Raw genomic sequence first — 25,312 nt, 5'->3', positions numbered from 1 at the left:
CTTATTCCCCGGGGGGGGGGTGCCCCGCCGGGCCCCCCCCCGCCGCCGTATTCACACTCTCTGATTCGGCATGCGCATCGCCGGATGTCGCCTGCGAGCCCTCGGCTTCGGAGTGCCGAAGCCGAGGGCTCGTCCTCACTTCCTGGTGGGGGGCGGGCTCTCGTTGGTGTAGCCGCACTCGAGCACCAGCCTGTACTCGGTGGCACCGCCGTTGCTGCTGATCTCCAGCGGAACCCCGGTCCCCGGGGCGATCACGAGCCGGTTGGTGCCCGGGGCGACGCCCTCCGAACCGCGGCTGACCCGGGCGAGCGCCTGGCCGCGGCGTCCCCTCTGGTCGGTGACCTCGCCCAGCGACCGGACGTCCGGGAGGTCCGCGAGGACGCGGTAGGCGGCCGCGCGCAGCGCCGGGCGGACCGGGCCGATCGGCGAGGCGATGAGGTAGTCGGCCGCCGCCCAGAGCTGGGCGGAGTCGCCCTCCACGGGTCCGTCGAGGCCGCCCGAGCGGGTCCAGGCCAGCAGCTGGCGGCGCAGGGTGGCGGTGTCGTCCGACAGTTTCGCGAGGTCCAGCCCGACGGGAGGCTGGCCGTGCATCCCCGGGCCGCCGATCATGGGGCTGCTGGACAGGAGTACGGGGCGCATGTTGATCCGCAGGCACTTCTGCCTGATCGGGATCTCCTCGAAGGTGCCGTCGGGGCGCTGCTTTCCGCCCCGGGTCCCGACGATCTTGTTCTCGTCGCAGACCTGCTTGACCTGCGCCGGGCTGCCCGCGGCGCGCCACGCGGCGGCGTCCGCGGGCGACACCGGCCGGGCGCCCTCGTCTCGGCGGAGGATCCGGCCGGGTTCGCCGGGCGCCATGGCGTACCACTCCTCGTCCACGGTCCTGGTCACGACGCGGTACGGGTGGGCTTTCGAGCCCACGGTCAACTGCTGCCCCTCCTCGGTCACGAACCGGTAGTAGCGGCCGTTGGCGGGCGCGGCCATGGTCTTCGTGGCGGCGGCCAGGAGGATGCGCCGCGCCTGCCCGCCGGACGAGGACGACGCGGGCGCCGAGCCGTGACCGGCCAGCATCACCGCTGCGACGCCCGCCGCCGCCACGGGCAGCAGCCCCGCGCCGAGCACCCAGCGCGTCCGCGGTCCGGACGTCCACCGGCTCAGGGGGCGCCGGGTCGCGGGGGGCTCGCCGCCCGCGGCCAGTCGCAGGAGCCGGGCGCGGCCGGACGCCGCGACCTCCGCGTCGGCCTTCGGCTCGGCGAAGATCTGCTCGATCGCCTTCATCTCGTCCATCAGGCCTCCTCGTTCTGTGCGGTTCGGTCGCCGAGCGCGCGGCGAAGTCGCGCCTTGGCGCGGTTGAGACGGGATCCCACGGTTCCGGCCGGGATCCCCAGGGCCTGGGCGATGTCCTCGTAGCCGAGCCCGCCCAGGGCGGAGAGGAACACCACGTCCCGTTCGCCCGGTGCCAGGCCGCGCAGGGCCCGCACCAGGTCGGGACGCAGCATCTCGGCGGCGACCCGAGCGGTCGACCGCTCCTCGTGGCCGTCCACGGAGACCTCCGCGCCGACCCTGCCCAGCGCCTTCAGCCTCCGCTGCTCGGAACGCCGGTGCTGGGACACCAGGTTGGTGGCGATCCCGTACAGCCAGGGCCGGGCGGCGGTGCCGCGCGCCGGGTCGAAGTCGGCCCGGCGGCGGAAGGCGATGAGGAACGTCTCGGCGGCGAGGTCGTCGGCGGTCTCCCGGCCCAGCCTCGCCGCGAGGTAGCGGTGGATGTCGTCGAAGTACCGGTCGTACAGCAGTGCGAACCCTTCGGGTTCTCGCATGGACGACGCGACGAGCTCGGCGTCGCTCGTCACCTCGTCGGTCTCCGGAGGAGCTGTCATCGGCGTCCTTTCAGGTCGCGGTCACCCTGTTGTTGGCCGACGACCCGATCTTCTTCGCGCCGATCGTGAAGCGTCTCCGGAAGGGCGCTGCTGGTGCATCTGGCCGCGGACCGCGATGCGGGCGAGGTAGGCCCAGGACATGGCGGCGATGTCTCGGACGCGGGAGTGCGGCGCGGCGGTTCCCACGGCGTCCGGGAGGGGGACGCGGGCGCCGTCGGCCGCGTCCCGGCCTCCGACGCTGCCCGCGACGGTGCACTTCAGGTAGGCCGCGGGGGCGAAGAGGTACCAGCGTGCCGGTGTGGCCCGCCGCCCGGAACCGGCGGGCCTCCCCGGGGGGCGGCCCCGGTTTGACCTTGACACTGTGACAACCTCTTCAATGGTGATCGTGAGGGGGGTGGTCCGGATGACCATGGCGGAAGAGGACACGAACGTGACGCGGGCGCTCCGGGCGCTGGAGAACAGCGACTCGTCGGTGCGGCTGCGCGCGGCGATGGCGATCGGCATGGCCCCGGACCCGGAGTTCGTCGACGGGCTCATCGAGCGGAGCGCGGTCGAGCCCGAGTTCTTCGTCCGCGACATGCTGACGTGGGCGCTCACCTGCCACCCCTCGGACCTGACGTTCCCCCGGCTCCTCGCCGAACTCGGCTCGGAGCGCGCGCAGGCGCGGAGCCAGTCGCTGCACACCCTGTCCAAGATCGGCGACCGGCGGGCCTATCCCGCGATCACCCGGGACCTGCTGACCGACGCCGACGACGAGGTGGCGCGGGCGGCCTGGCGGACGGCGGCCGGCCTCGTCCCCGAGGGCGGGGAGACCGACCTGGCCGAGGTGCTGATCACCCAGCTGGGACGCGGCGGAAAGGACGTCCGGCTGAGCCTCAGCCGCGCGCTGATCGAGCTCGGTGAGGTCATCGTGCCGCTCCTGCGCGCCGCGCGGACCCACCGCGACCAGGACGTCCGGCAGCACGCGATCGTGACGGAGAAGCTGCTGCGCGACCCCAAGGCCGGATACGACGCCGCCGTCGAGGAGGCGAAGCGCATCGTGGCCCTCGGCCCCGAGAGTTAGAAGGGGAGCAGGGCGGTGTTGATCGGTGACGTGGCCCGGCGCTCCGGCGTCAGCGCCCGGATGCTCCGGCACTACGAGTCGCTCGGACTGCTGCGGCCCACCGGACGCACCGAAGGCGGCTACCGGGAGTACTCCCGCGACGACATCCGGCGGATCTTCCACATCGAGAGCCTGCGATCCCTGGGGCTGTCGCTGCGGGAGGTCGGCGCGGCGCTGGACGATCCCGGCTTCACGCCGTCCGTCCTCATCGAGGACCTCATCCGCCGGACGCGCGAACGCATCGCGCGGGAGACGCAGCTGCTCACCCGGCTGCGCCGGATCGACGCCTCGGACCCCTCCGACTGGGAGGACGTCCTCCAGACCGTTGTGCTGCTCCAGGCGCTGTGCTCGGAGAACGCCGGGAAGCGCCAGCGGGCCGCGCTGTCCTCGGCCGAGGACGCACCCGTGCCGGTGGAGGCCCTGGTCGAAGCGGCCCTGAGCGAGACGGACCCGAACGTCGCCGGAGCGCTGCGCTGGGCGCTGGCGCGGACCTCCGGCGGCGAGGGGCTGGCGCCGCTGGGGGAGGGGCTCGGCTCGCCGGAGGCGGAGGTGCGCAGGCGCGCCGTCCGGGCCATCGCCGAGATCCCCGACGACGCGGCGACCACGCTGCTGCACGAGGCCCTCACCAGCACCGACGCCACCGTCCGCAGGAGCGCGGCCCTGGCGCTCGGCGCGCGGGGGGAGGCCGACGCGATCCCGGCGCTGGTCGACGTGGTCGTCGGGGAGTCCAACGACGTCGATGCGGCCGACGTGCTGGCCGCGCTGGCGGACGATCCCGCGCTGGCGGACCAGATCGCCGGAAGGCTCGTGGCCCGCCTCACCGACACCGCCACCGACGGGACCGCGCGTCGGCGGCTGACGGAGGCGCTCGCGGACATCCCGGGCGACACGGCATCAACCGCCCTCGTGGAACTGACCCACGACGAGGACCAGGCCGTCGCCCTCACCGCGGCCTACATCCTCACCAGGCGCCAGGACGGATCAGACCCCGCCTCACGCTGAGGCCGTGGCCTCACTGGTACATCTGGCCGCAGACGGCGATGCGGGCCAGGTCGGCCCACGACATGGCCGTGACGTCCCGGACGTACGAGCGCGGCATGGCGGTTCCCACGGCGTCCGGAAGCGGCACGCGGGCGCCGTCGGCGGCGTCCCAGCCCCCGACACTGCCCGCGACGGCGCACTCCAGGTACGTCGCCGGATCGAAGTTGTACCAGCGCGCCGGGGTCGCGCGGCGGCCCGACCCGGCCGGACGCGGCGCGTCCACGCCGAACCGCGCCCGCGGCCCCGGCGGGGCCTCCGCGAAGTCCTCCAGGTCGGCGAGCTGGGACAGCAGCACCCGCTCCCAGTCGCCGTGATCGGACGGCTCGTCCCCGGAAAGGGCGAGGTCCCGGGTACGCCACGTGGGATCGAACGGCGGAGGCGGCGACAGCGCGGCGGCCGTGAACATCGCGGCCACGTCGTCCGGCTCGACGCCCCCACGGTCCCGCAGCGGCCCGCTCACCTTCCACAACGCCCGCAGGAACGCCGACAGCGACCACGACGCCGACCGCGCCTCCTGCCCGAGCTGCAGGAAGTGCAGGTACAGCTCACGGTTGGTGCGCAGCTCCCGCTCCGGCGGACCCGCGACCCAGTAGTGCTGCTTGTGCGGGACGCCGCTCTCCAGCACCAGGGCCCGGGCGAGCGCCGAGATCCGCGAGTCGAAGCCCGCCACCCGGAACTCGTTCCCCAGATCGTCCTGGCGCATCACGTCCCACGTGCTCATCCGGGCCCTCCACTCGTGCTGTCCCGCTCCCGCACAAAGTGTCCCATCCCGGGTCCATGCCGCCAGTAGCGGCCACGTCACTTTCCGGACTCGGTTCCCGCCCTTGCCCAAGCCAGGGCGGGCGGGAACCGGGCGCGGGCGCGGTCAGGAACGGGCGCGGTGGATGACCTGGAGATCGGTGAAGCCGTACAGGCCCCAGGGGCCGTTCTCGACACCGACGCCGCTCCACTTGAACCCGCCGAACGGCTGGTGCGGCGCGAGCGCGAGGTGGGTGTTGACCCAGGACGTGCCGCACTCGAGGCGCCCGGCGACCTCGGCGGCGCGGTCGGCGTCACCGCCCCAGACCGAACCGGACAGGCCGAAGTGCGTGCCGTTCGCGCGGGCCACGGCCTCGTCCAGGTCCCGGTAGGCGACGACGGGCAGCGCGGGGCCGAACTGCTCCTCGTCCACGATGCGCGTGCCGTCCTTGGCGTCCGAGAGGATCGTCGGCTCGAAGAAGTACCCCGGACGGTCCATCGGACGCCCACCCGCCGCGGCCTTCGCGCCGCCCGCGATCGCGTCCGCGACCAGCTCCGACACCCGCTCGAACTGCGGCCTGTTGTTGATCGGCCCGAACTTCACGCCCTCGGACGTCCCGTCGCCGACCTTCGCCTCGCGCGCCCGCGCGGCGAGCGCCTCCACGACGTCGTCGTAGATCGCCTCCGGCGCGTACACGCGCTTGACGGCCGAGCACACCTGCCCGTTGTTCAGGAACGCCGCGCCGAAGAGCTTGTCGGCGACGGCGGCCGGGTCCACGTCGTCCAGCAGGATCGCGGGGTCGTTGCCGCCCAGCTCCAGCGTGACGCGCTTCAGGTCGGGCGCCGCGGACGCCGCGACCCGCTTCCCCGTCGCGACCGACCCGGTGAAGCTGATCTTGCGCGGGACCGGGTGCGCCGTCATCCACGCGCCGAGCTCGTCGCCGCCGCTCACCACGTTCAGCACCCCCGGCGGCAGGACGTCCCGCAGCGCCTCACCGACCAGCAGGCTGGACAGCGGCGTGTACGGGGACGGCTTGAGCACCACGGTGTTGCCCGCGAGCAACGCGGGCCCGAGCTTCCAGGCCGCCAGCAGCAGCGGGAAGTTCCACGGCGTGATCGCCGCGACGACGCCCAGCGGACGCCGTACCACCTCGACGAACGCGGACGCGTCGTCCTGGATGACCTCGCGCGGCACCTCCAGGTCGGCGAAGTACTTCAGCCAGACCCCGGCGCCGACCGCCTCCATCGTCGCCTCGCCGAGCGGCTTGCCCTGCTCGAGCGTGATGACCCGGCCGATCTCCTCGGACCGGGCGAACAGGACGTCCGCCGCCGCTCGCAGCGCCTCCCGCCGCGCCTTCTCATCGGCCCGCCACCCGGCCCGGGCCGCCTCCGCCGCGTCCATCGCCGCGTCGAGCTGCTCCCTCGTCGCGTCCGGGGCCTGCTCGGCGACCTCCCCGGTCGCCGGGTTCACCACCCCGAACGTCCCGGCCGCCGCGACACCCTCGCCGCCGATCGTCATCGTGTACCCGGCCATGGAACCTCCCACCTCGGCACTACCGAACGACGTTCAGTATTCACCCGCGCCCGTTCCCCCACCACCCCGTCCACCGCACCGACCCCCGGCCCCCCGACCTCGAGCCGCCACACCGCCCAGACGGTCGACGATTCACCCCAAGGACCCCTCGGACCTGACCGACGAGCAGTGGGCGCTGGTGGAGCCTCTGCTGCCACCCGCAGGCGCGGCTCGGTGACGACGATGAAGTGCCAGCGCTGGCGGTTTGCGTCCGGTGGGCGCCTAGGCTGCGCGAGCAGGGCCTCAGACGCGGTTTCCCGCTCGGCTGACGCCGCCGGGGCGTCGCCGCCCCTCCGAACTCACGGCAGGGTCACGGCGACGCCTTGTACGTCTGGAAGCTCGTCCCGGGAGTCGGGTCGTAGGCGTTCCCGGCGTAGAGCGGGAGCGCCTCACGAAGGCGGCGGGGCCGCACCATCGTCCAGTCCCTCTCGCCGGCCCCATAGACGATGTGGCTCCCGTCCGGACCGGGTGTGATCCGGTTGTCGCTCAGCCAGAGCTCGGACAGCCGGTGCGGGTCCCGGAACCATACGAGCAGCGCCGTGCCCTTCCGCGCGCCCGAGCCGTGCACGGCGATGCGGTCGACGGCGTGCCAGGGGATCGAGAACGTCGCCGTTCCCCGCTGGTGCAGGGACGGTTCGGCCCCACGGGTCACGGTGAGCTTGTCCGCGTCCAGGACGAGGACGCCGCCCGGTCTGGTCAGCCCCCTGAAGCACCCCAGCACCGCGCCCGCGACCGCGCCCACCACGCTGAAGAACAGGACCGCCTCCGCCAGACCTTTCACTCCGGCGGGGGCCCAGCCCAGCACCTTCCCGAGCCCGAGACCGACGACCGCTCCTTGGCCGAAGGTCGCCGCTCCCTTGACTGCGCCCCGCCAGAGGCCATGGACGGCCCCGAAAACCCGGCCGCCTCCGAGCTTCGTGGGAGCGGGCGAGGAACGCGGTGCCGGGGCGACGAACGGGTCCGCCGTCCCGGCGGGAGGCTCCATCGGGCGCGCCCCAACGCCGATGACACCCCGCAGGACGGTCGCGGCCCGCATGGCCTCGGGCCGGCCGGCGGGGTCCTTGGCGAGAAGGCCCTGGACCAGGGCCTCCAGCTCACCGGGATGATCGGGCCGCCGCACGGTCGGACGCGGCGGCTCCTCGCCAAGGTGCTGGTGGCGGAAGTCGTCCAGGCCGGGCCCCGGGAACGGCGGCTGCCCGGTCAGCAGGACGTGCAGGGTGGCGCCCAGTGCGTACAGGTCGGTGCGGGCGTCGGCAGGTTCGCCGCGCCACTGCTCCGGCGCCATGAACGGCGGAGAGCCCAGGACGGCGCCGGGCAGTGTCAGGGACGTGGCGGCGTCCGCGTGGCGGGCGATGCCGAAATCGCAGATCTTCACCCCGCCGCCGTCCAGGAGCATGAGGTTGGCGGGCTTGATGTCGCGGTGCACCACCCCGCGCCGGTGCGCGTACCCCAGCGCCTCGACGACCGGGATCATCAGCCGCGCGGCCTGCCCCGGCGGCATGCCGGACTGGTGCTCGGCCATCACCACGGCGAGGTTACGGCCGTTCAGGAGCTCCATCACCAGGTAGGGGCGCCCGCCATGGTCGCCGAAGTCGTGGACCACGGTGATGCCCGGATGCTGCAGGGTGGCCGCGGTGCGTGCCTCCTGCCGCAGCCGGGCGGCCGCCTCCGGGTCCCGGAACAGGTCGGCGGGCAGGATCTTGATCGCGACCGGACGTCCGAGCTCGCCGTCCTGAGCCGACCACACCTCGCCCATGCCGCCCTGACCCAGACGCCTGTCCAGCCGGTACCGTCCGCCCAGCAACGAAGCCGCTTCCACGCGCGCTCTCCCGCCACGTGCACCCCGGCGGCCCGATCCGTCCACACCGCCACCGGACGCCTTGACGGTAACCAAAGCGCCCGATGGTGAAAAGAGCCCGGATGGGGAGTGGAAGAGGAGCTGCTATAAGCGCGTGTCCTGCGTGGTTATTCGGGCGAGCTATTTGTGGCAGGTCGCGGCGGCGGTTAGCGCGGCAAAGGCGGCGAAAGGATGCCCATCACGTTCGTGAACATCGGCTACGCGCCGGGCCGGTACTCGACCTTCTCGAACGACCAGTCCGATGCCAGCCACGCCGCCACGGCCTCGTGCAGCGGGCCGTCCAGCTCGGCGCTGGCCGCGCGCACCCACGACCGGACGTCCGTCACGCCCTCGGCCGTGCGCGACCCGTAGATATAGAGGCAGCCGACGACCACGCCGCCATCGTCGAGCACCGTGTAGGTGAAACCGACCCGGTTCCCAAAGTCGCGCGCGTGACGCTCCAGGTCCTTCAGGTTGGCGGCGGCGCTCATGCCCGCGGCGGGCGGCCACTCCCCTTCGCCGAAGCCGGGAGTGGCGCGGATGTGCTCGATGCTCGACGTCCAGGCGGCGAGGTCGGCGTCGTTGTGCTCCGGGCCGAGGGGCTCGAGACGGAACCCGTCTCCGGCGAGGCTCAGGGGAACGACGAAATCGTCAGGAACGATCGGCTTCTTGGACATGGCCAGATGCTACCGATCACCCCGGACCGGACCGCGGGCGCTGACCGATCGGCCGCGCGGTGACGCAAGTGCGGTCATCGGTCAGGACACGGTCGAGCCGCAGCCCGGCGTGCGCTGCTGATACTCGAGATACGACCCGCACGCCCGCTGGTCCGGTATGTGTGCCAGGCCGGCGGGTGGGCGGGTTTGTCAGCGGTGGCGGACGACCTCTACCTGCATGTGTGCGGACGGGCCGTCGTAGTCGGTGCCGTCCACGGTGAAGCGGGTTCGCGCGCGGTAGTGCTCGACGCCGAGGCGCGGGTGTCGGGGGACGGCGAGTTCGAAGCGGACGCTTCGGGTCTGGTGGCGGGTGAGTGCGCCGAGGGTGCAGGTCAGGTGCCCGCGTTCGCGGAGTATGCAGCCCGCGCCGTCCCGCAGCCTCCAGGTTTCGGGGACGGTCGCGTTCAGGGTCACCTCGGACACCGGGCGGGTGCCGAGGTCCCGGACCGTCCAGCGCACCACCTGCACCTCGTTCGGGATCGGACGGCGATGGTCGGCGTGCCCCCTGAGGACGAGGTCCGCCGGGAAACCGGGGTGCGGGGCCGAGGCGGCGGCGGTGGCCGGTGGGACGGCCGCCAGCGCGGCGGCCGCGAGCAGCGCGATGGGACGACTTCTCATCAGTGACCCTCCGTGATCGAACCTTCGCGGCACGGTAGCCGTCCGGTCGTCCGGGATCACCGACCACCGCTCTCCGGCGCGTCGCACCGCAGGTGGGAAGGGGGACGCGAGGCGATGGGGACGTCTGGCGGCGCGATGGCCGGAGTCGGCTGGACGGTGGCCGGATCCGGCGAAGCCGCTGGGCTTGGCCGGATGGGAGGGACATCATCCGACTCATGCGATCACCACTCTCCGCGGCGCTCGTCGCGGGCATGACGTTGACCCTGGCGGGTGGGACGGCGACGGCGGCGGCCGCGCGCGCCCCGATCGCCGCGCCCGCGTCCAAGCCCGGGCTCGCCGGCCCGCATCCGTGCGACGGGCAGCCCGGCTTCACGTGCGCGACGCTCCGTGTCCCGCTCGACCACCGGGACGCGTCCAAGGGCACCCTCGACCTCCAGGTCGGGATGTCCGACAACACCTCGGCGCCCAAGGGCACGCTGGTGTTCCTCACCGGCGGTCCCGGCCAGCCGGGGGTGCCCTACCTGACCCGGATGACGACCCAGCGGATGCCGGAACTGGCGAAGAACTACCGCTTCGTCATGATCGACCAGCGCGGCACCGGACAGTTCGGCGCGATCGACTGCCCGAAGATGCAGGCGCAGGTCGGCAGCTCCGACGTCGCCCCCGCGACACGCGACGCCGTGGCCGAGTGCGCGTCCGTCGTGGGGGACAAGCGCAGTTACTACACCACCGAGCAGACCGTCGGCGACCTGGACATGTTCCGCCGCGCGCTCGGCGTGAACAAGTGGGTCCTGGACGGGGTGTCCTACGGCTCGTTCACGGCGGCGAACTACGCGTCGTTCTATCCGGGCCACGTCCGCAAGGTCGTCCTGGACTCGGTGCTGCCGCACACCGACCCCAACCACGAGCAGATGCTCTACACCACCGGGCAGCAGGCCGTCGGCCGCGTCCTGCGCCTGGCCTGCCAGACCGCGCCCGCCTGCGGCTACGACCCGGCGCAGGACGTCGCCTACCTCGCGCGGCACCGCAAGGACGCCGTCCTCCTCTGGGACATGCTCGTCTCCTACGAGTTCTTCGACCCGACCTACCGTGACCCGAACCCGCCCGGGCTGCCCGCCGGATCCGGTGACGTGATCGGCGTCATGCACGCCGCCCACCTCGGCGACCCGACCCGGCTGGACGCCCTGATGAAGCTGATGGCGCCCGGTGGCGACCCGGTCGCGGGCTTCAGCGCCGGCCTGCACGAGGCCACCATCTGCGGCGACGGCGTCTTCCCCTGGGGGACGTCCGAGACCCCGGTCGCGCAGCGTCCGGCGGCCCTCGCCGCCGCCCGCCGCAACCTGCCCGCGAGCGCGACGTGGCCGTTCACCTCCGCCACCGCCGCCGGTAACGGCTTCATCCAGGAGTGCCTGACCTGGCCCGTCGCCCGCCACACCGCCGAGGCGAAGGCGAAGCTGCCGCCGGTCCCGCTCCTGATCATCAATGGCGACCACGACCTGTCCACGCCCCTGGAGTGGGCCAGGGAGGAACTCGCGAACGCCCCGCGCGGCAAGCTGGTCATCGTGAAGGGCGCGAGCCACTCCATCCAGAACCGCGAGCGCGGCACCCAGGGCCGCGACGCCGTCTACGCCTTCCTCAACGGCTGACCACCAACGACGCGACCCCGCCCCGCTCCAGCGAGACCGCTGGAGCGGGGCGCCGCCGTCACCGGCCCGGTGCCGTCCTCCGCCTGAGTGGTCGGCTCCGGAAGCCCTTCGGAGGTGGCTTGTTCATGCTGTTTCGTGGCGGATGGAGTCCAGGACGGTGAGTTCGTCCTCGGAGAGGCGCAGAGCGCCGGCGGCCACGTTCTGGGCGAGGTGGCCGGGGTCGCCGGTGCCGGGGATGGCCAGGACGTGAGGGCCGCGGTGGAGCGTCCACGCCAGTCGCACCTGTGCCGTGCTCACTCCGTGGGCACGGGCGATGGCGAGCACCTCGCCGCTGTCGCCGGTGCTCGCCCCGGCGGTGCGTCCACTGCCGGCGATCGAGTAGAACGGCACGAACGCGACGCGCTGTTCACCGCAGATCCGCAGGAACTCCTCCTGCTCCGGCGACGCGCCGATGCCGTACATGTTCTGGACGCAGACCACCGGTGCGATGGCCTGGGCCTCGGCGAGGTGGTGGAGGCGGACGTTGGACAGGCCCAGGTGGCGGATGAGTCCGGCGTCGCGTAGCTCGGCGAGTGCGCCGAAGCGTTCGGCGATGGAATCGGCGCCGACGATACGCAGGTTCACCACGTCGAGGTGGTCACGGCCGAGTTGGCGCAGGTTCTCCTCGACCTGGCCGCGCAGTTGCTCGGGGGTGGCGTGCGGCAGCCAGTTGCCCGAGGGGTCGCGGCCGGGTCCGACCTTGGTGGCGATGACGAGGTCGTCCGGGTAGGGCGCGAGGGCGCGGCTGATCAGCTCGTTGGCGCAGCGCAGCGGCGAGAAGTAGAACGCGGCGGTGTCGATGTGGTTCACGCCGAGCTCGACCGCCCGGCGCAGTACTTTGATCGCCTGGTCGCGGTCACGCGGGACGGCACCCGGCACGAGCGCCTCGCCGTGCTGGGGCAGGCGCATCGCGCCGAAACCGATCCGGTGGACCGTGCGGTCGCCTAGTTTCCAGGTGCCCGATGCCGCTGCGGTGATCGTCTGTGAGGTCATGCCGGGATGATCGGCGCGAGGTGGCCTGGTGGACCATTGTTTAACGCATATGTGAATCTCCCGGGGGTGTCATGGCGGAGCTGGCCTTCTCGGCGAACGACCTCGCGCAGGTGCGGTTCGCCGTCTCGCCGATATGGGAGGTCGCGCCCAGCTTCCGGCTGCTGACGTCGAACGCGCCGAACCCGGTCCACCGGCCCTGGATCGAGCAAGTGCGGCCCCGTCTGCTGGCCGCCGGCCTGGACCGGGGATGGCTCGCCGAGCTGATCGGGCCCTCGAACTACGTGCCGGACTTCCTCACCCCGGCCCCCGCGGGGGCAGCCCCCGCACCGGCGGACGAGTGGGAGGCGATCGCGGCCACGGCCGCCGACAGGGTGCGCCAGGACCTCGACCACCTCGCCCGCCACCAAGGACACCTCGGCCCACGCCTGACGAGCCTCCACGCCGCCCCCGCCACCCGGCTGGCCAAGGTCGTACAAGAGATCGAAACCTACTGGGAACTGGCACTCGCCCCCTACTGGGCGCGGATCAGGACCGTACTGGACGCCGACATCTTCCACCGGGCCCGCACCATCGCCGAGCACGGCACGGGTCACCTCTTCAACGACCTGCACACCTCGGTGAGCTGGAACGACAACGTGCTCAGACTGGTCCGGCGGAAACAGGACATGCCCCGCGATTCCGCAGGCGCGGGCCTGCTGCTGATCCCCTCCGCGTTCACCGGCCCCGGCCTACGCACCCGGATGAGACCGCCGGACCCGCCGCAACTCGCCTATCCGGCCCGGGGCGCCGGTGCGCTATGGGAGACACGGCCGACCACCGGAGCCGCCGCCCTCGCCACTGTCCTTGGCCGTTCACGGACTCTGCTGCTGACCGAACTGGGGACCCCGGCCTCCACCACCGCGCTGGCCCACCGCACCGGACTCTCCCCGGCCGGGGTGTCCCAGTACCTCACCGCACTGCGCGACGCGGGTCTGGTGAGCGCCCACCGTGTCGGCCGTTCCGTCCTCTACGCCCGCACTGCCGCCGCCGAAACCCTCCTCGCGGCCGCCTCCACCTGAAGCTCGGGATCTCAGCCCCCGAAGGACCTCCAGAGCCGACCACGAAGGACGGCAGCCCGCATAAGCATGGATAGGTCCGGCTGTTGCGTATTCGCTGCGGGGTGGGGGTGTTCGTGGTCTGATGGGTGGGTCGTAGCGCGGCCCTTCGGCGGGGTCGGGTGAGGGAGGTGACGGTCGGTGCGGCACGCGGCCGGACTTCTCCTCGGGATCCTGTTGACGCCCGCGCTGCTGGGCGGGACGGCCTGGGGGTACGCGCAGGCCGCGGCGTCCTTCGACGGCGGGGACCGGGTCATCACCGACCACACGCGCGGGTCCGGGGCGTTCGCGCTGATGGCCGCGGTCGGCCTGGTCGCCGGGGTGATCATCGTGGCGCGCTGGGCGTCGCCGCTGGTCTCCCTCGTCCCGGCGCTGGCGCTGCTCGGAGTGTCGGGGGTGTTCCTCGCCGAACCCGGCGCCGTGCTCGGGCTGCCCGCCCGGATGCACGCGCCCGACGACCTGGACTTCGGCCTCCGCATGCTCCTCGGCACCGGTGTGGACGCCATGCTCGGGTTCGCGCTGCTCGTCCCGGCCTGGGCGCCACGCCGCTGGGGACGCCGCGCGGACGACGAGGCCCAGGCCGAGTACTACACCCCGGCCGGACGCTGACCCCCGCGATATCGTCGCGATGTGATCTTTGAGGGCGTTGACGCCATTTCGTGGAGTGAGCTGACCTTCGCGTACAGGGGTGACTGCGACGTCCCGGCCCTCCTGCGTTCCCTGCTCGTGGACGGCGAGGCGCTGGACGCCGCCGACGAACTGCTCAACGAGCTCCACCACCAGGGCGGCTTCGTCTGCTCGGCCGCCCCGGCGATCCTGCCGTTCCTCATGGAGGCCGCCGCGTCGCCGCGCTTCCTGTGCCGCCCCGACGTGCTGGAGATCATCGCGCGCCTCGCGGGGACGGCCGCGGAGGTCTCCCCGCGATGGATCGCCGCCGACTGGCCCCAGGCGTGGGAACGGGCGCGCCCTTGCCTGCTCGCTCTGCTCGGCGATGACGACCCGGCCGTCCGGACGGGCGCGATCTGGGCGCTCAGCGAGGACACGGCGGATCCCGACGAGGTCGCCCGGGCGCTGCTCGCCCGGTGGCCCGACGTCGACGTGTCGGCCCGGACCGACACCATGCTCGCCCTCGGCGATCTCGCCGAACGCCTCTCGGTCGCCGTCCTGCCCGAGGTGCTCGGCTTCCTCCGCGACCAGGTGGACGGCCCCGACGCGCACCAGGCGATGTACGCGACGCTCGCCCTGGCCAAGGCGCTTCCGAAGCGTCCGGTCGCCGAAGCCCGGATCATCGCCGGGCTCGCCGCCGGGCCTGTCCCGCTGCCGTACAGCAACTTCGCCGCCCAGCGACCTGCCAACACCGCGAGGACCGTGCTGCGGGCACTCGACCAGGACGTCCGCGAGAGGGTCTGTCTCGCCCTGCTCGACCAGCCCGACCAGGGGCTGCGCGCCGCGGCCGTCGACGTGGTGGGCCATGCGCTCGTCCACACCCGGGCGCCCGAGCTGCTGTCCGCACTGCGGAGGTGCGTGGAAGCGCTGGAGGACCCGGCTCCCGCCCTGGAGATCCTCGCCGCCCACGCCCGTCCCGAGGACGCCCGCGACGTCGGTGTCCTGGCCGCCCACCTGGATGGGCCGTCGGCGGACATCGCGCTCTGGGGCCTGGCCTGGTCGGGGGACGACCGTGCCCTCCCCGGCCTCCTCGACCGCGTCACCAGCGGAGAGACGGGCTTCGCCCTGCACGGACAGCGCGCCGGGAAGACCGGCTTCTTCCCGAGCAGGCCGTCGTTCGCGGAGGTGCTGACGCCGTGCGCGCCCTGGGCGGCGTCACTGGTCGGCGCGTTCGCGCCGCACCTGCGCCCCGACTCCGTCGACGACCTGCGGCGGTCCCTGCTGGAGGCCCTCACCGGATGGGCCGGCACCCAGGCCGCCGAGGTCGCGCGACTCGTCCCGGAGCTCATCGCCCTCCTCGACCATGACGAGTTCGCCTGGGCGGCCGGGGTGCTCGGAGCTCTCGGCCCTGAAGCGGGCGAGGCCGCGCTCATGCTGGAACGGCTGCTCGGCACGGGCACCGGACGGACGCCCGTCGAGTTCGCCTGGGCGCATTTCCGCGTGACCGGCGACCCCGAGCCCGCCCTGCGGATCCTCGGCCCCCGGATCGCCGACGACCACCACGTCTCCCACCGCCTCGGCGACCTCGGCCCGCACGCCGTCGCCCACGTTCCCACGCTGCGGCTGCGGGCCAAGGCCCTCGACGAGTGGGAGGCCCACGAGGCCGCCCACGCCCTCATCAAGATCACCGGGGATCCGGCCGAGGGGGCGAGCGTCCTGATCCGTCCGCTCCGGGAACTCCTCGAGGGCCGGCCGCACCCCGTCGCCATGGCCTCCGCCAGGGCCCTCACCAGGGTGGACGGTCTGCCGGGCGGCCATCTCTCCATCATGAGGAGCGTCCTGGCCGACGACCGCCGCCACAGCTACTGGGGAGGCGTCACCGCGATCAGCGAGGACCTGGAACTGCGCGCCCTGCTCACCGAGCGGCTGTCTCGCGCCTGACCGCCCGCCACGGCACCGCGCTGCCCTACCGGGGGGTGAGGCGGGCGCGCATGCCGGACGGGGTGAGCGTCGACGGCCCGAAGTAGGTGGTGACCGCGTCGAGGCCGGGAACCTCCAGGCGCTTGCGCGTGGCGATGTGGGCGGCGGTGAGCGCGAGCACGGCGAGGCCGAGATGCGAGCCGAGGCAGCCGCGCGGCCCGGACGCGAACGGCAGGTAGGCGCCGGGCGCGTGCGGACGGCCGGCGCCCAGCCACCGCTCGGGGGCGAACCGCTGCGGATCGTCCGGCCACCAGCGCTCGTCGTGGTGCAGAAGATAAGGACTGAACATGATGGCCGTCCCGGCGGGCACCTCGACGTCGCCAAGTGTGACAGATGTCACAGCGTCTCGGCCGAGCAGCCAGGCGGGCGGACGGGCCCGGAGCACCTCCTGCGCGAACGCCCACGTGTAAGGGAGCGCCCGCGCCGGGTCTCCGGAGACGTCGGGCGCGGCGGTCGCCTCCTCCCGGACACGGTCGGCGACCTCGGGGTGCGCGGCCAGGTAGTAAAGGATCCAGCACCAGGCGGCGCCCATCGTCCCGATCGCGCCGAGCAGCGTGAACCCCATCGCGCCCATGGCGATGTCGCCGGGCACGGCCCCCGGCTGCGAGCGGATATGCCCGAGCATCGTGTCCGTCCCCGCCGGGGCGCCGTCGCCGAGCATCGGAACGATGGTGTCGCGGACGCGCTGGTCGGCGTCCCGGACCCGGCGCCGCAGCCGGGACGGCATCCAGGACGGCACGCGCACGGCGGCTTCGGCGGTGTCGCGCGCCGCGTCGAAGGAGGCGAGCACCGCGTCCACCAGCGCGGGCGACTCGTCCGGCAGGTAGAGCGGCAGCAGCGCGCGGACGCAGATCGCCCAGCACACCTCGGACGGGTCGAACCAGGTGCCGTCGAGGGCGTCCAGGTCGGCGGCGAGCGCGCCGCGGACGGCGGGCAGCCGGGCGGGCAGCGCGGCCGAGCGGAGCGTCGGGGCGGCGAGCTGCCGGGCGTCCATCCAGCGTCGCGTCTGCTCGGCGGTCGGGAACCGGCCGCCCTGGAGCGGGTTGGCGTTGGGCACCGAGTCGCGGTTGGTGCGCGCCAGCACCTCGGCGACGAGGTCCGGATCGGTCACCACGACCACGCCGGTGTCGAACCGGAAGACGTCGCCGTACCGGCGCCGGCAGTCGTCGAGAAAGCCCGCCGGGTCGGCCTCGTAGGCCGTCAGATGACGCGCGAGAATACCGCCGCGCGGCCCGGGAATCGTCTCTTTCGAACGCTGGGACACCTGGAACGCCGCCCTTCCGCCACCGCCTGGTCGACACGCACGGAAATGGCGCGGTGCCGGTTCGTTTTCAGCCCTGGCCCGGCACCGCGCCACCGCTTCCGCTAGCGGAGGCGGTAGATGATGTAGCGGCCCTTCATCTGCGCCTTGTGCATGCCGAGGGCACGCTTGACCAGCCTCGCCATGGCCACCGTCCTTTCGGATCGCGCCCTTCCCGCGGTCGCGGGAGGTGTGTGCGCCCATCTAGACACACGGCGCCGGAACGGGCAACAGAGTCCTGTGTCATTTCCCGTCACGGGTGCCGACCCTATTGGCCTCTCGACCGTTCTACCTGTGGCATTACTGAGGGAAGTGGTGCGTGTCCGGAACCTTGCCGAAATCCCCGGGTATCACGCTGTGAGTGGGCGGTGGCGGTCGGCGCACCCGCGTCGCGGACGTCCCTCACAGGCCAGGCGCCCATCCAGCCCGCGCTCGCAGCGCGCGGGATGAGGCCGCCGAGACCGCCGGTCGGCGCCTTCGCTGCGGCCCGTCAGAGGGCGAGGTGGGGCCGGGGAGGCTCGCCGGAGGGGAAGATCACCTCTCGGGCCTGGCGGCAGGCGTATGAGGCTGTCAGCGGCGCTGGTGGCGTGGTCCGGGCCTCAGAAGGGCGGACCGGTGATTCTCGGACCTCGGATCTCGGCGTCGGCGCTGATCGTCGCCGTTCACGGTTCGAGGTCGGAGCTTCGTCATCGCCAGAGAGCGAGACGGTAGGTCGGTGCGCGGTTCGGTTCTGCCTTGAAGGCGAACGCGGGACGCGATCCTGCGGCGGTCCCTTCAGCAGGGACTTCGGCACCCGGCGGAGGGGAGTGGACACCCTCTGAGGCGGCGAGGTGGCCGGTGCACCTCGGGGAAACTCTCACGACCCGGAACGGGCCGGTGGGCGCCGTAGGCGGCCCCGGGGGGCCGCCTACGACTGACTCACTCGTCAGGCGGTGACGATGTTCTCCGCCTGCGGGCCCTTCTGGCCCTGCGTGATGTCGAAGGACACCTTCTGGCCCTCCTGGAGCTCACGGAAGCCCTGGGCGGCGATGTTCGAGTAGTGGGCGAAGACGTCGGGGCCGCCGCCGTCCTGCTCGATGAAGCCGAAGCCCTTTTCAGAGTTGAACCACTTGACAGTGCCGGTGGCCATGTCGATCTCCTTCTGGTCGATCCCGACCTCACACCGTGTGCGGCCGGGGATGCCGCGATGGCCCATCCGGAAGATCCAGGGCAACAAAAAATGCGCCGGGCTCAGATCCACCAGGCGCATGAACATGTCTATGGGAACCGCAACTCTCATCACACTAGCACATGAATCCGGATGCGGTCGGACGCACCTGTGATTTAGGCATCAGGCGTCGGTGACCGGCCCCGCCGCCGCCGGTCCGGGCGCATACTGAGGGTATGAAATCCTCTGGACCTGCCGGGCGGCGGCGCCTGCCCACCAGCCCTTTCCCGCCCCCGCCCGCTGCACCGCCCGTCCAGGAGTTCGAGCTCCACGAGCGGGTGACGCACGACAAGTACGGGCTCGGGCAGGTCGTCGGGATCGAGCCCGGGGGCGCCCTCCTGGTCGACTTCGGGACGCAGAAGGTCAAGATCCTCTCGCCGTACGTGAAGCTCTTCAAGCTCTGAAGCCCATCCCCAGGGCGCACCGGACGCCCGCCGCCTTCTGAGGGTCGGTCGCCGCCTCGGAGAATCGCCGAGGATTCCCGGAACGACCGGGGCGCTCCGACAACGCCGTAATCGCCTCCGCGACGGCCACCTCTTCTCTCAGCGCCGTACCCGCCGTCCCTGATCAGCCACTGGTGAGGGCGGGTTTCGTCCCACCTTGTCCGCTCGGACAGGGGGCGGGACGGGCGTGTCCGCACATAACGAAGCCGTCCGGCACCGACGGGGGGAGTCGGTGCCGGACGGCATGCCCGGGACGCGGCTTGAAGCCGCGTCCCGGAGGCGTTGAGCCTGTCCGCTACTGCTCGGTCCTAGTCAGGCCTCGCGGCCCTGAGCTCGCTGTCCGGGCCCTACTGCTTGGCCTTCGTGACGAAGTCCGTCGTGTAGGTCTTGGACAGGTCGATGGTGTCCTTCTTGCCCTTGACGTTCGGGGAGAACTGGGACAGCACCTCCAGGACGTTCTTCGCGCCCTCGGTCGGCATCACGCCGTCGGCGGTGAACATGCCGATGGAGTCGGTGATGGCCTTCTTGTACAGGGCCGGGTCACCGCCCGCGTAGTCGGCCGGCATCTTCGCCGCGATCTCCTCCGGCTGGTGGGCCTTGATCCAGCCGAGCGTCTTCACGAACGCGTTCGCGAGCTTCTGCACCGTCTGCGGGTTGGACTTCACGTAGCCGCAGTCCATGTACAGCGAGGCCGCCGGGTAGAGGCCGCCGAGGGCCTTCTGGGTGCCCTCCTTGGTCCGCATGTCCAGCATGACCTTGGCCTTGCCGGTGGTGGTGAGCTTGGCGATCGTCGGGTCGGTCGTCATGCCCGCGTCGATGCCGCCGTTGCCGATCGTCGCGATGAACGTCGCGCCGGCGCCCGCCTTGACCGTGGTGTAGTCCGACGGCTGGACGCCCGACTTGACGGCCAGCGCCCGGGTCAGGAAGTCGGTGGACGAGCCGGGGCTGGTGACGCCGAGCTTCTTGCCCTTGAACGCGGCGGGGGAGGAGATCTTGTCGGCCTTGTCGGTGGCGACCATCTCGGCCTCGCCCGGGACGTCGGCGAACTGCACGACGCTCTCGATGCACTTGCCCTTGGTCTGCAGGTCGATGGTGTGGTCGTAGAAGCCGACCACGCCCTGCACGTCCCCGGAGATCAGCACGTTCTCGGCGATCGCGCCGGCGGGCTCGGTCAGCAGCTGGACGTCGAGGCCCTGCTCCTTGAAGTAGCCGAGCTGGTCGGTGAGCTTGGCGGGCAGGTAGATGACCTTGTCGATGCCGCCGACCATGATCTTGACGGTGCCGCCCGAGTCGCCCGACGAGGACGACTTGGAGCTGCGGCAGGACGTGAGGGACAGGGCGGTCATCGCGGCCAGGGCGGCGGCGGTGACGCGGTACGCGGTGCGCATGGGGTGGGAACTCCTGAAAGGGGGGTGAGGGGTGGGGGTCAGACGGGGTTGCTGTCGGCGGCCGACGGCGGGCGCCAGCGCAGCAGCCGGCCCTCGAGCATCGTCAGCAGCCACTCGGCGAGCAGCGCCAGCACGGTGATGATGATCATTCCGGCGTAGATGCCGGCCGCGTCGAAGGTGCCCTGAGCGTGGTTGATGAGCAGGCCGAGGCCCTTGTCGGCGCCGCTGTACTCGCCGACGACCGCGCCGATGATCGCGAAGCCGAACGCCGAGTGCAGCGAGGCCAGGATCCAGGACGTCGCGGACGGCACGACGACGGTGCGCAGCACGGCCCACCGTCCGGCGCCGAGGATCCGCGCGTTGTTGACCAGGTTGCGGTCCACCTCGCGGGCGCCCTGGAAGGCGTTGAAGAACACCGCGAAGAACACCAGGACGAACGCCGTGGCGACCTTGGACTGCATGCCGAGCCCGAACCAGATCACGAACAGCGAGGCCAGGATGATGCGCGGGATGGCGTTGGCGGCCTTGATGAACGGCGCGCACACGTCCGACAGGAAGCGGCTGCGGCCGAGCACCACGCCCAGCACGACGCCGCCGAGCGAGCCGAGAATGAAGCCGAGGACGGCCTCACGCAGCGTGTAGGAGATCTGCTCCCAGATGGAGCCCTGCGAGGTGCCGTTGGAGAACCAGTCGACGAGCCGGTCCCAGATCGCGGTCGGCCGCGAGTAGTAGAACGGGTCGATCCAGTTCCGCGCGGCCAGCTCCCAGGAGCCGAGCCACACGGCGACGAGCACGAGCCGGACGCCGTAGATCATGACCCGGCGGCGGATCGCGGCGGCCTTGGCCTGGGCGACGGCCCGGGCCTCCTCCTCAGGTGTGGGCGCGGCGGACGAGGCGGCCGCCGGGGCCTTCACGTCATGCGGCACGGTTGGCCCCCCTCTCACGGGTGATCTGGACCTCTTCGCGCAGCGACTCCCACACCTCGCGGTAGATGTCGAGGAACTCGGGGGTCAGCCGGACCTCCTCGGCGTTCCGCGGCCGCGACAGCGGCACGTCGAAGACCCCCTTGACGGTGGCGGGCCCGGCGGTCATGACGACCACCCGGTCGGCCAGCACGAGGGCCTCCTCCAGGTCGTGGGTGACGAACACGACGGCCGCGCCGGACCCGGACCACAGCCGCAGCAGCTCGTCCTGCATGAGGGCGCGGGTCTGGACGTCCAGGGCGGAGAACGGCTCGTCCATCAGCAGGATGGACGGCTCGTTGACCAGGGTCTGGGCGAGGGCGACGCGCTTGCGCATGCCGCCGGACAGCTGGTGCGGGTAGTACTTCTCGAACCCGGCCAGGCCGACGCGGGCGACCCACTCGCGGGCCTTCTCCCGCGCCTCGCGCTTGGCGGCGCCCCGGTACCGGGGACCGGTCGCGACATTGTCGAGGACGGAACGCCAGGGGAGGACGGCGTCGTTCTGGAACATGTACCCGACGCCGTCGGGGATCCCGGTCACGGGCTCGCCGTGGACCCGGACCGTCCCCGCGGACGGCGGTTCGAGGCCGGACACCAGGGACAGGGTGGTGGACTTGCCGCATCCGGTCGGGCCGACGACGGCGACGAACTCGCCGGGCGCGACGGTCAGGTTCAGGTCGCGGACGGCCGTGTGGAGGCCGGCGCCGGACCGGAAGCGTTTGGTGGCCCCGTGAAGTTCGATCACCGGGGCGTTCTGCTGGGACATGCCCGGCACAGTAGGAAGTGACGGGGGTCACGGGAACCCTTGTCCGCGAAGCCCTCGCAAACCGCATAACCGCACGTTAAGCGTGTTGCGCGGGTTCTGCTCGTTTAGCTCGCGGAGGGCTGGGCGCACGGTAAGGCATCGGGTACTTTGGCCTGCCATGCCCGTCCGGTTCCGCCTCCCCTTCGCCCGCCAGGTGCTGATCTTGCAGATCGCCGTGGTGGTCGTCGTGGGCTGCGCCGGGTACGCCCTGGTCGCCTGGCGGCTGGACGGCGAGCTGCGCGACCAGTTCGGCCAGCGCTCCCTCACCCTCGCCCGCAGCGTCGCCGCCGACCCCGGCGTCGCCCGCGCCGTCGTCGCCGGAGACCCCTCCCACCTCGTCCAGGACCGCGCCGAACGCGTCCGCCGCCGGGCCGGGGCCCTCTTCGTCGTCGTCACCGACCGTCACGGGATCCGCTACTCCCACCCCACCGAGGCGCTGCTCGGGCAGCACGTCAGCACCGACCCGTCCGCGGCGCTCGCCGGACGCGAGGTGGTCCGCTTCGAACGCGGCACCCTCGGCCTGTCCGTCCGCGGCAAGGTCCCCCTGTACGACCCGGCCGGGCCCGAACGCGCCGGGCACGTGGTCGGCGAGGTCAGTGTCGGCTTCGACGCCGGCGCCATCGACAGCGAACTGGACGACGCCCTCAGCGGGCTCAGCGCGTTCGTCGCGGGGGCGCTGCTGCTGGGCGTCCTCGCGTCCACCGCGATCGGCGTCCGGCTCCGCCGCCAGACCCTCGGCCTCGAACCGTACGAGCTGGTCGAACTCGTCCACGAACGCGAGGCCGTCCTGCACGGCGTCGGCGAGGGCGTCGTCGCCGTGGACGCCGCCGGACGCGTCGCCGTCTGCAACGCCGAGGCCGCCCGGCTGCTCGGCACCCGCCTCGACCGCGGCGTCCCGGCCGGGGACCTGGACGTCCCCGGGCCGCTCCGCGAGGTCCTCGCCGGACGCAGCCCGGCCGCCGACCTGTTCGTCACCGCGGGGGAGCGGGTCCTGGTCGTCAACCGCCGCGAGGTCCGCCGCCGCGGCCGTGACCTCGGCGCCGTCGTCACCCTCCGTGACCGCACCGACATTGAGACCCTCGCCCGCGAACTCGACTCGGTGCGCACCCTGTTCGACGCCCTGCGCGCCCAACGCCACGAGTACGCCAACCGCCTCCACACCCTGTCCGGGCTGCTCCACCTCGGCCACCACGAGGAGGCCGCCGACTACCTCGGGACGCTGGTCGCCGACGCGTCCGGCGCGTCCGGCGCGCCCGCCGCCGAACCCCTCCCGGCCGACCCCCTCCTCGACCCCTACCTCCAGGCGTTCCTGTCCGCCAAGACCGCCGTCGCCGCCGAACGCGGCGTCCGGCTCGAGGTGGGACCCGCCAGCTTCGTCCCGGGCCGCGTCACCGACCCCCTGGACGTCACCACCGTCGTCGGCAACCTCGTCGACAACGCCGTCGAGGCCGCCCGCCAGGACGACCGTCGTCCCGCCTGGGTCGAGGTCGAACTCCTCGGCGACGGCCCCGACCTGCACGTCACCGTCGCCGACTCCGGCCCCGGAGTCCCGGCCGCGCTGCGCGGCGAGATCTTCCGCGACGGCGTCAGCACCCGCGAACCCACCGGCGGACGCGCCCGCGGTCTGGGCCTCGGCCTCGCCCGCCGCACCGCCCGGGCCCGCGGCGGCGACGTCACATTCGCCGACCCGCCCGGCGGGCACACCGAGGACGGGCACACCGAGGACGGGCACACCGAGGACGGACGGACCGGGGCGGTCGTCGTGGCACGCCTCCCCGGCGTCCTGGGAAAGGAGACGCCCCGATGACCGACCAGGTGCTCCGCGTGCTCGTCGTGGACGACGACTTCCGGGTCGCGCAGGTCCACGCCGGATTCGTCGCGTCCGTCGACGGGTTCCAGGTGTGCGGCACCGCGCACAGCGCGGCCCGCGCCCGCGAACTCGCCGTCGAGCTCGACCCCGACCTCGTCCTGCTCGACGTCTACCTCCCCGACGCGTCCGGGCTGAGCCTGCTCCCCGACCTGGACGCCGACGTGATCATGGCGACCGCCGCCACCGACACCGCGTCCGTCCGCGCCGCCCTGGGCCGGGGAGCCCTCCACTACCTCGTCAAACCGTTCACCGCCGAAGCCCTCGCGGCCCGCCTGGTCGGCTACGCCCGCTACCGCCGCGCCCTCGCCGGCCCGGACGAACTCACCCAGGACACCCTCGACGCCGCCCTCCGCGAACTCACCGCCCCGCTCGCCGCCACGTCCCCCCGCCCGTCCGGCCGCACCCCCGTCACCGCCCAGCTCGTCGCCGAGACCCTGCGCCGCGCGGGCGTCCCCCGCAGCGCCGCCGAGGTCGCCGAGGACGTCGGCATCTCCCGCGCCACCGCCCAGCGCTACCTCGCAAGCCTCGCCCAGCGAGGCCGCGTCCACGTCGCCCTCCGCTACGGCGCCACCGGCCGCCCCGAACACGAGTACTCCTGGTCCCCGCGCCAGCCCTGATCGCCGCGCAAGCAATCCGTCTGCCAGGGTGTTCGGATGGCTGTGCGTCTGGGGGACGAGGACACGTTGGCGGTGGAGGTCGGTGAGTGGGCCGGCCCCGAGTTGCGCCGCGTGGACCTGTGGGCCGCGGGTCAGTGGCTGACCTGCGACGACAACCTGGTCTACGTGAAACAGTTCCGACGGGCCGTGGCCGGCACCGCGGACTGGGTGCGGTCCGGACGGGCTGAACCTTCGCCGTTTCCTGAAACGTCCGCTGCGGCGACCCAGTCCGTGAAGGTCGTGTCGGCGGTTCGGTGGGCGGGTGACCGCCCGTTCGCTGTAACGGTGTGGCCGTCGCGTGCAGCAGAGTGTTCACCGTGAGTAATTGACTTGTGATTCCCAGGTTGGAAGGCTTTCTCTGGGGATTACCGAGGGAGAGGTGGCGGTGAGCTTTCGTCCACGAGTAACGCGAATGGCCACATGCCTGGGTGCTACGGCTGTTTCATTCGGGGTGTCGGCGGTGCCCGTTGCAGGCTCGTCCGCCCAGGCCGCGTCTTCTTCCAGTGCTGCGGCGTTCGCCTTGGTCTCCGGGTGCGGTGGCAACATGCCCGCGCAGGCGTGGTGGAGCACGGGGCAGGCGAACTGCAGTCACTGGGGCCGTCCGGGCGCCAAGATCACCTACTCGTGGCACAGCCTCAAGGGGGACGGGTACAACGCCGTTCAGGGACGCGGCTTCGACGGCAAGGGCCGATCCACCTGGTACGCATGTGGGTGGGCCGCCTCGGGATCGTGCACCGTCCCGTGGGGCAACTACATCGCGACCCCCAAGGCCCGCGCCATGAACAAGGTCCACGCCGACCACATCTACTTCACCGCGTCCTGAT

General features: G+C 72.4%; 24 protein-coding genes. 11 read left to right on the top strand and 13 right to left on the bottom strand.

Features of this window, described 5'->3' with window-relative positions; all coding sequences use genetic code 11:
• Window positions 1-135 precede the first annotated feature (135 nt).
• Entirely contained in the window at window positions 136-1,284 is a 1,149-nt protein-coding gene (locus EBO15_RS19725; RefSeq protein WP_122195882.1) for a CU044_5270 family protein, read from the bottom strand.
• Window positions 1,284-1,874, bottom strand: coding sequence for an RNA polymerase sigma factor (locus EBO15_RS19720; protein WP_122195881.1), 591 nt, complete (start codon window positions 1,872-1,874; stop codon window positions 1,284-1,286). The genes EBO15_RS19725 and EBO15_RS19720 overlap by 1 nt, the downstream gene beginning before the upstream one ends.
• Window positions 1,875-2,277: 403 nt before the next feature.
• Here EBO15_RS19720 and EBO15_RS19715 point away from each other — a divergent pair, with 403 nt between their 5' ends.
• Window positions 2,278-2,937, top strand: a complete 660-nt coding sequence (locus EBO15_RS19715) for a HEAT repeat domain-containing protein (protein ID WP_122195906.1) — start codon at window positions 2,278-2,280, stop codon at window positions 2,935-2,937.
• A gap of 15 nt (window positions 2,938-2,952) precedes the next feature.
• Window positions 2,953-3,978: a HEAT repeat domain-containing protein gene (locus EBO15_RS19710; RefSeq protein ID WP_122195880.1), complete on the top strand. Its 1,026-nt coding sequence runs from the start codon at window positions 2,953-2,955 to the stop codon at window positions 3,976-3,978.
• Between the two features lie 10 nt (window positions 3,979-3,988).
• Here EBO15_RS19710 and EBO15_RS19705 read toward each other — a convergent pair whose 3' ends face one another.
• From EBO15_RS19705 to EBO15_RS19685, 5 genes are all read right to left on the bottom strand, one after another.
• A complete protein-coding gene (locus EBO15_RS19705) occupies window positions 3,989-4,738 on the bottom strand; it encodes a hypothetical protein (protein WP_122195879.1) in 750 nt (249 codons plus the stop codon).
• A 144-nt stretch (window positions 4,739-4,882) separates the two neighbouring features.
• On the bottom strand, window positions 4,883-6,289 hold the full coding sequence (locus EBO15_RS19700) for an aldehyde dehydrogenase family protein (protein ID WP_122195878.1): 1,407 nt from the start codon (window positions 6,287-6,289) through the stop codon (window positions 4,883-4,885).
• A gap of 349 nt (window positions 6,290-6,638) precedes the next feature.
• The gene (locus EBO15_RS19695) at window positions 6,639-8,147 is read right to left on the bottom strand and encodes a serine/threonine-protein kinase (RefSeq protein WP_147481558.1); all 1,509 of its coding nucleotides are present in this window, start codon (window positions 8,145-8,147) and stop codon (window positions 6,639-6,641) included.
• Between the two features lie 236 nt (window positions 8,148-8,383).
• A complete protein-coding gene (locus tag EBO15_RS19690) occupies window positions 8,384-8,842 on the bottom strand; it encodes an N-acetyltransferase (RefSeq protein ID WP_122195876.1) in 459 nt (152 codons plus the stop codon).
• Window positions 8,843-9,031: 189 nt separating this feature from the next.
• Complete coding sequence (locus EBO15_RS19685; protein WP_122195875.1) at window positions 9,032-9,499, bottom strand: hypothetical protein; 468 nt, start codon at window positions 9,497-9,499, stop codon at window positions 9,032-9,034.
• Between the two features lie 215 nt (window positions 9,500-9,714).
• Here EBO15_RS19685 and EBO15_RS19680 point away from each other — a divergent pair, with 215 nt between their 5' ends.
• Complete coding sequence (locus EBO15_RS19680; protein WP_122195874.1) at window positions 9,715-11,145, top strand: alpha/beta fold hydrolase; 1,431 nt, start codon at window positions 9,715-9,717, stop codon at window positions 11,143-11,145.
• A 123-nt stretch (window positions 11,146-11,268) separates the two neighbouring features.
• On the opposite strand, the gene EBO15_RS19675 is transcribed toward EBO15_RS19680, so the two are convergent.
• Window positions 11,269-12,177, bottom strand: a complete 909-nt coding sequence (locus EBO15_RS19675) for an oxidoreductase (RefSeq protein WP_122195873.1) — start codon at window positions 12,175-12,177, stop codon at window positions 11,269-11,271.
• 71 nt (window positions 12,178-12,248) lie between these two features.
• Between EBO15_RS19675 and EBO15_RS19670 the strand changes: the two genes are divergently transcribed.
• The 3 genes from EBO15_RS19670 to EBO15_RS19660 all read left to right on the top strand — a co-directional run bounded on the left by EBO15_RS19670 (window position 12,249) and on the right by EBO15_RS19660 (window position 15,818).
• Complete coding sequence (locus EBO15_RS19670; protein ID WP_233616304.1) at window positions 12,249-13,235, top strand: ArsR/SmtB family transcription factor; 987 nt, start codon at window positions 12,249-12,251, stop codon at window positions 13,233-13,235.
• Window positions 13,236-13,412: 177 nt separating this feature from the next.
• Window positions 13,413-13,880: a hypothetical protein gene (locus EBO15_RS19665; protein WP_122195872.1), complete on the top strand. Its 468-nt coding sequence runs from the start codon at window positions 13,413-13,415 to the stop codon at window positions 13,878-13,880.
• A gap of 21 nt (window positions 13,881-13,901) precedes the next feature.
• Window positions 13,902-15,818 (top strand): hypothetical protein, encoded by a 1,917-nt coding sequence (locus EBO15_RS19660; protein ID WP_122195871.1) that lies wholly within the window; start codon window positions 13,902-13,904, stop codon window positions 15,816-15,818.
• A gap of 25 nt (window positions 15,819-15,843) precedes the next feature.
• Here EBO15_RS19660 and EBO15_RS19655 read toward each other — a convergent pair whose 3' ends face one another.
• On the bottom strand, window positions 15,844-17,121 hold the full coding sequence (locus EBO15_RS19655) for a cytochrome P450 (protein ID WP_158628284.1): 1,278 nt from the start codon (window positions 17,119-17,121) through the stop codon (window positions 15,844-15,846).
• A gap of 961 nt (window positions 17,122-18,082) precedes the next feature.
• A complete protein-coding gene (locus EBO15_RS19650) occupies window positions 18,083-18,286 on the bottom strand; it encodes a cold-shock protein (RefSeq protein WP_117358778.1) in 204 nt (67 codons plus the stop codon).
• A 254-nt stretch (window positions 18,287-18,540) separates the two neighbouring features.
• Here EBO15_RS19650 and EBO15_RS19645 point away from each other — a divergent pair, with 254 nt between their 5' ends.
• Window positions 18,541-18,768: a hypothetical protein gene (locus EBO15_RS19645; protein WP_122195869.1), complete on the top strand. Its 228-nt coding sequence runs from the start codon at window positions 18,541-18,543 to the stop codon at window positions 18,766-18,768.
• Window positions 18,769-19,154: 386 nt separating this feature from the next.
• Here EBO15_RS19645 and EBO15_RS19640 read toward each other — a convergent pair whose 3' ends face one another.
• From EBO15_RS19640 to EBO15_RS19630, 3 genes are read right to left on the bottom strand one after another with little or no spacing between them, the layout of a single operon-like run.
• Window positions 19,155-20,195, bottom strand: a complete 1,041-nt coding sequence (locus tag EBO15_RS19640) for an ABC transporter substrate-binding protein (RefSeq protein WP_122195868.1) — start codon at window positions 20,193-20,195, stop codon at window positions 19,155-19,157.
• A gap of 38 nt (window positions 20,196-20,233) precedes the next feature.
• Entirely contained in the window at window positions 20,234-21,121 is an 888-nt protein-coding gene (locus tag EBO15_RS19635) for an ABC transporter permease (protein WP_233616303.1), read from the bottom strand.
• Window positions 21,111-21,923, bottom strand: a complete 813-nt coding sequence (locus EBO15_RS19630) for an ABC transporter ATP-binding protein (RefSeq protein ID WP_122195903.1) — start codon at window positions 21,921-21,923, stop codon at window positions 21,111-21,113. Before EBO15_RS19630 ends, EBO15_RS19635 begins: the two co-directional genes overlap by 11 nt.
• 157 nt (window positions 21,924-22,080) lie before the next feature.
• Here EBO15_RS19630 and EBO15_RS19625 point away from each other — a divergent pair, with 157 nt between their 5' ends.
• The 4 genes from EBO15_RS19625 to EBO15_RS19615 all read left to right on the top strand — a co-directional run bounded on the left by EBO15_RS19625 (window position 22,081) and on the right by EBO15_RS19615 (window position 25,311).
• On the top strand, window positions 22,081-23,769 hold the full coding sequence (locus EBO15_RS19625; protein WP_122195867.1) for a sensor histidine kinase: 1,689 nt from the start codon (window positions 22,081-22,083) through the stop codon (window positions 23,767-23,769).
• Window positions 23,766-24,449 carry a response regulator gene (locus EBO15_RS19620; protein ID WP_233616302.1) on the top strand — a complete coding sequence of 228 codons (684 nt, stop codon included), beginning with the start codon at window positions 23,766-23,768 and terminating at the stop codon, window positions 24,447-24,449. Before EBO15_RS19625 ends, EBO15_RS19620 begins: the two co-directional genes overlap by 4 nt.
• A gap of 36 nt (window positions 24,450-24,485) precedes the next feature.
• A complete protein-coding gene (locus EBO15_RS43655) occupies window positions 24,486-24,809 on the top strand; it encodes a hypothetical protein (protein ID WP_147481557.1) in 324 nt (107 codons plus the stop codon).
• 223 nt (window positions 24,810-25,032) lie between these two features.
• Entirely contained in the window at window positions 25,033-25,311 is a 279-nt protein-coding gene (locus EBO15_RS19615; protein ID WP_122195866.1) for a hypothetical protein, read from the top strand.
• Window position 25,312: the final 1 nt, after the last annotated feature.

It is taken from the genome of Actinomadura harenae, from assembly GCF_003696215.1.
In the GTDB taxonomy this organism is placed as follows: domain Bacteria; phylum Actinomycetota; class Actinomycetes; order Streptosporangiales; family Streptosporangiaceae; genus Spirillospora; species Spirillospora harenae.
The sequence above is the reverse complement of the archived record's forward strand: the minus strand, read 5'-3'. Positions and strand labels throughout refer to the sequence as shown.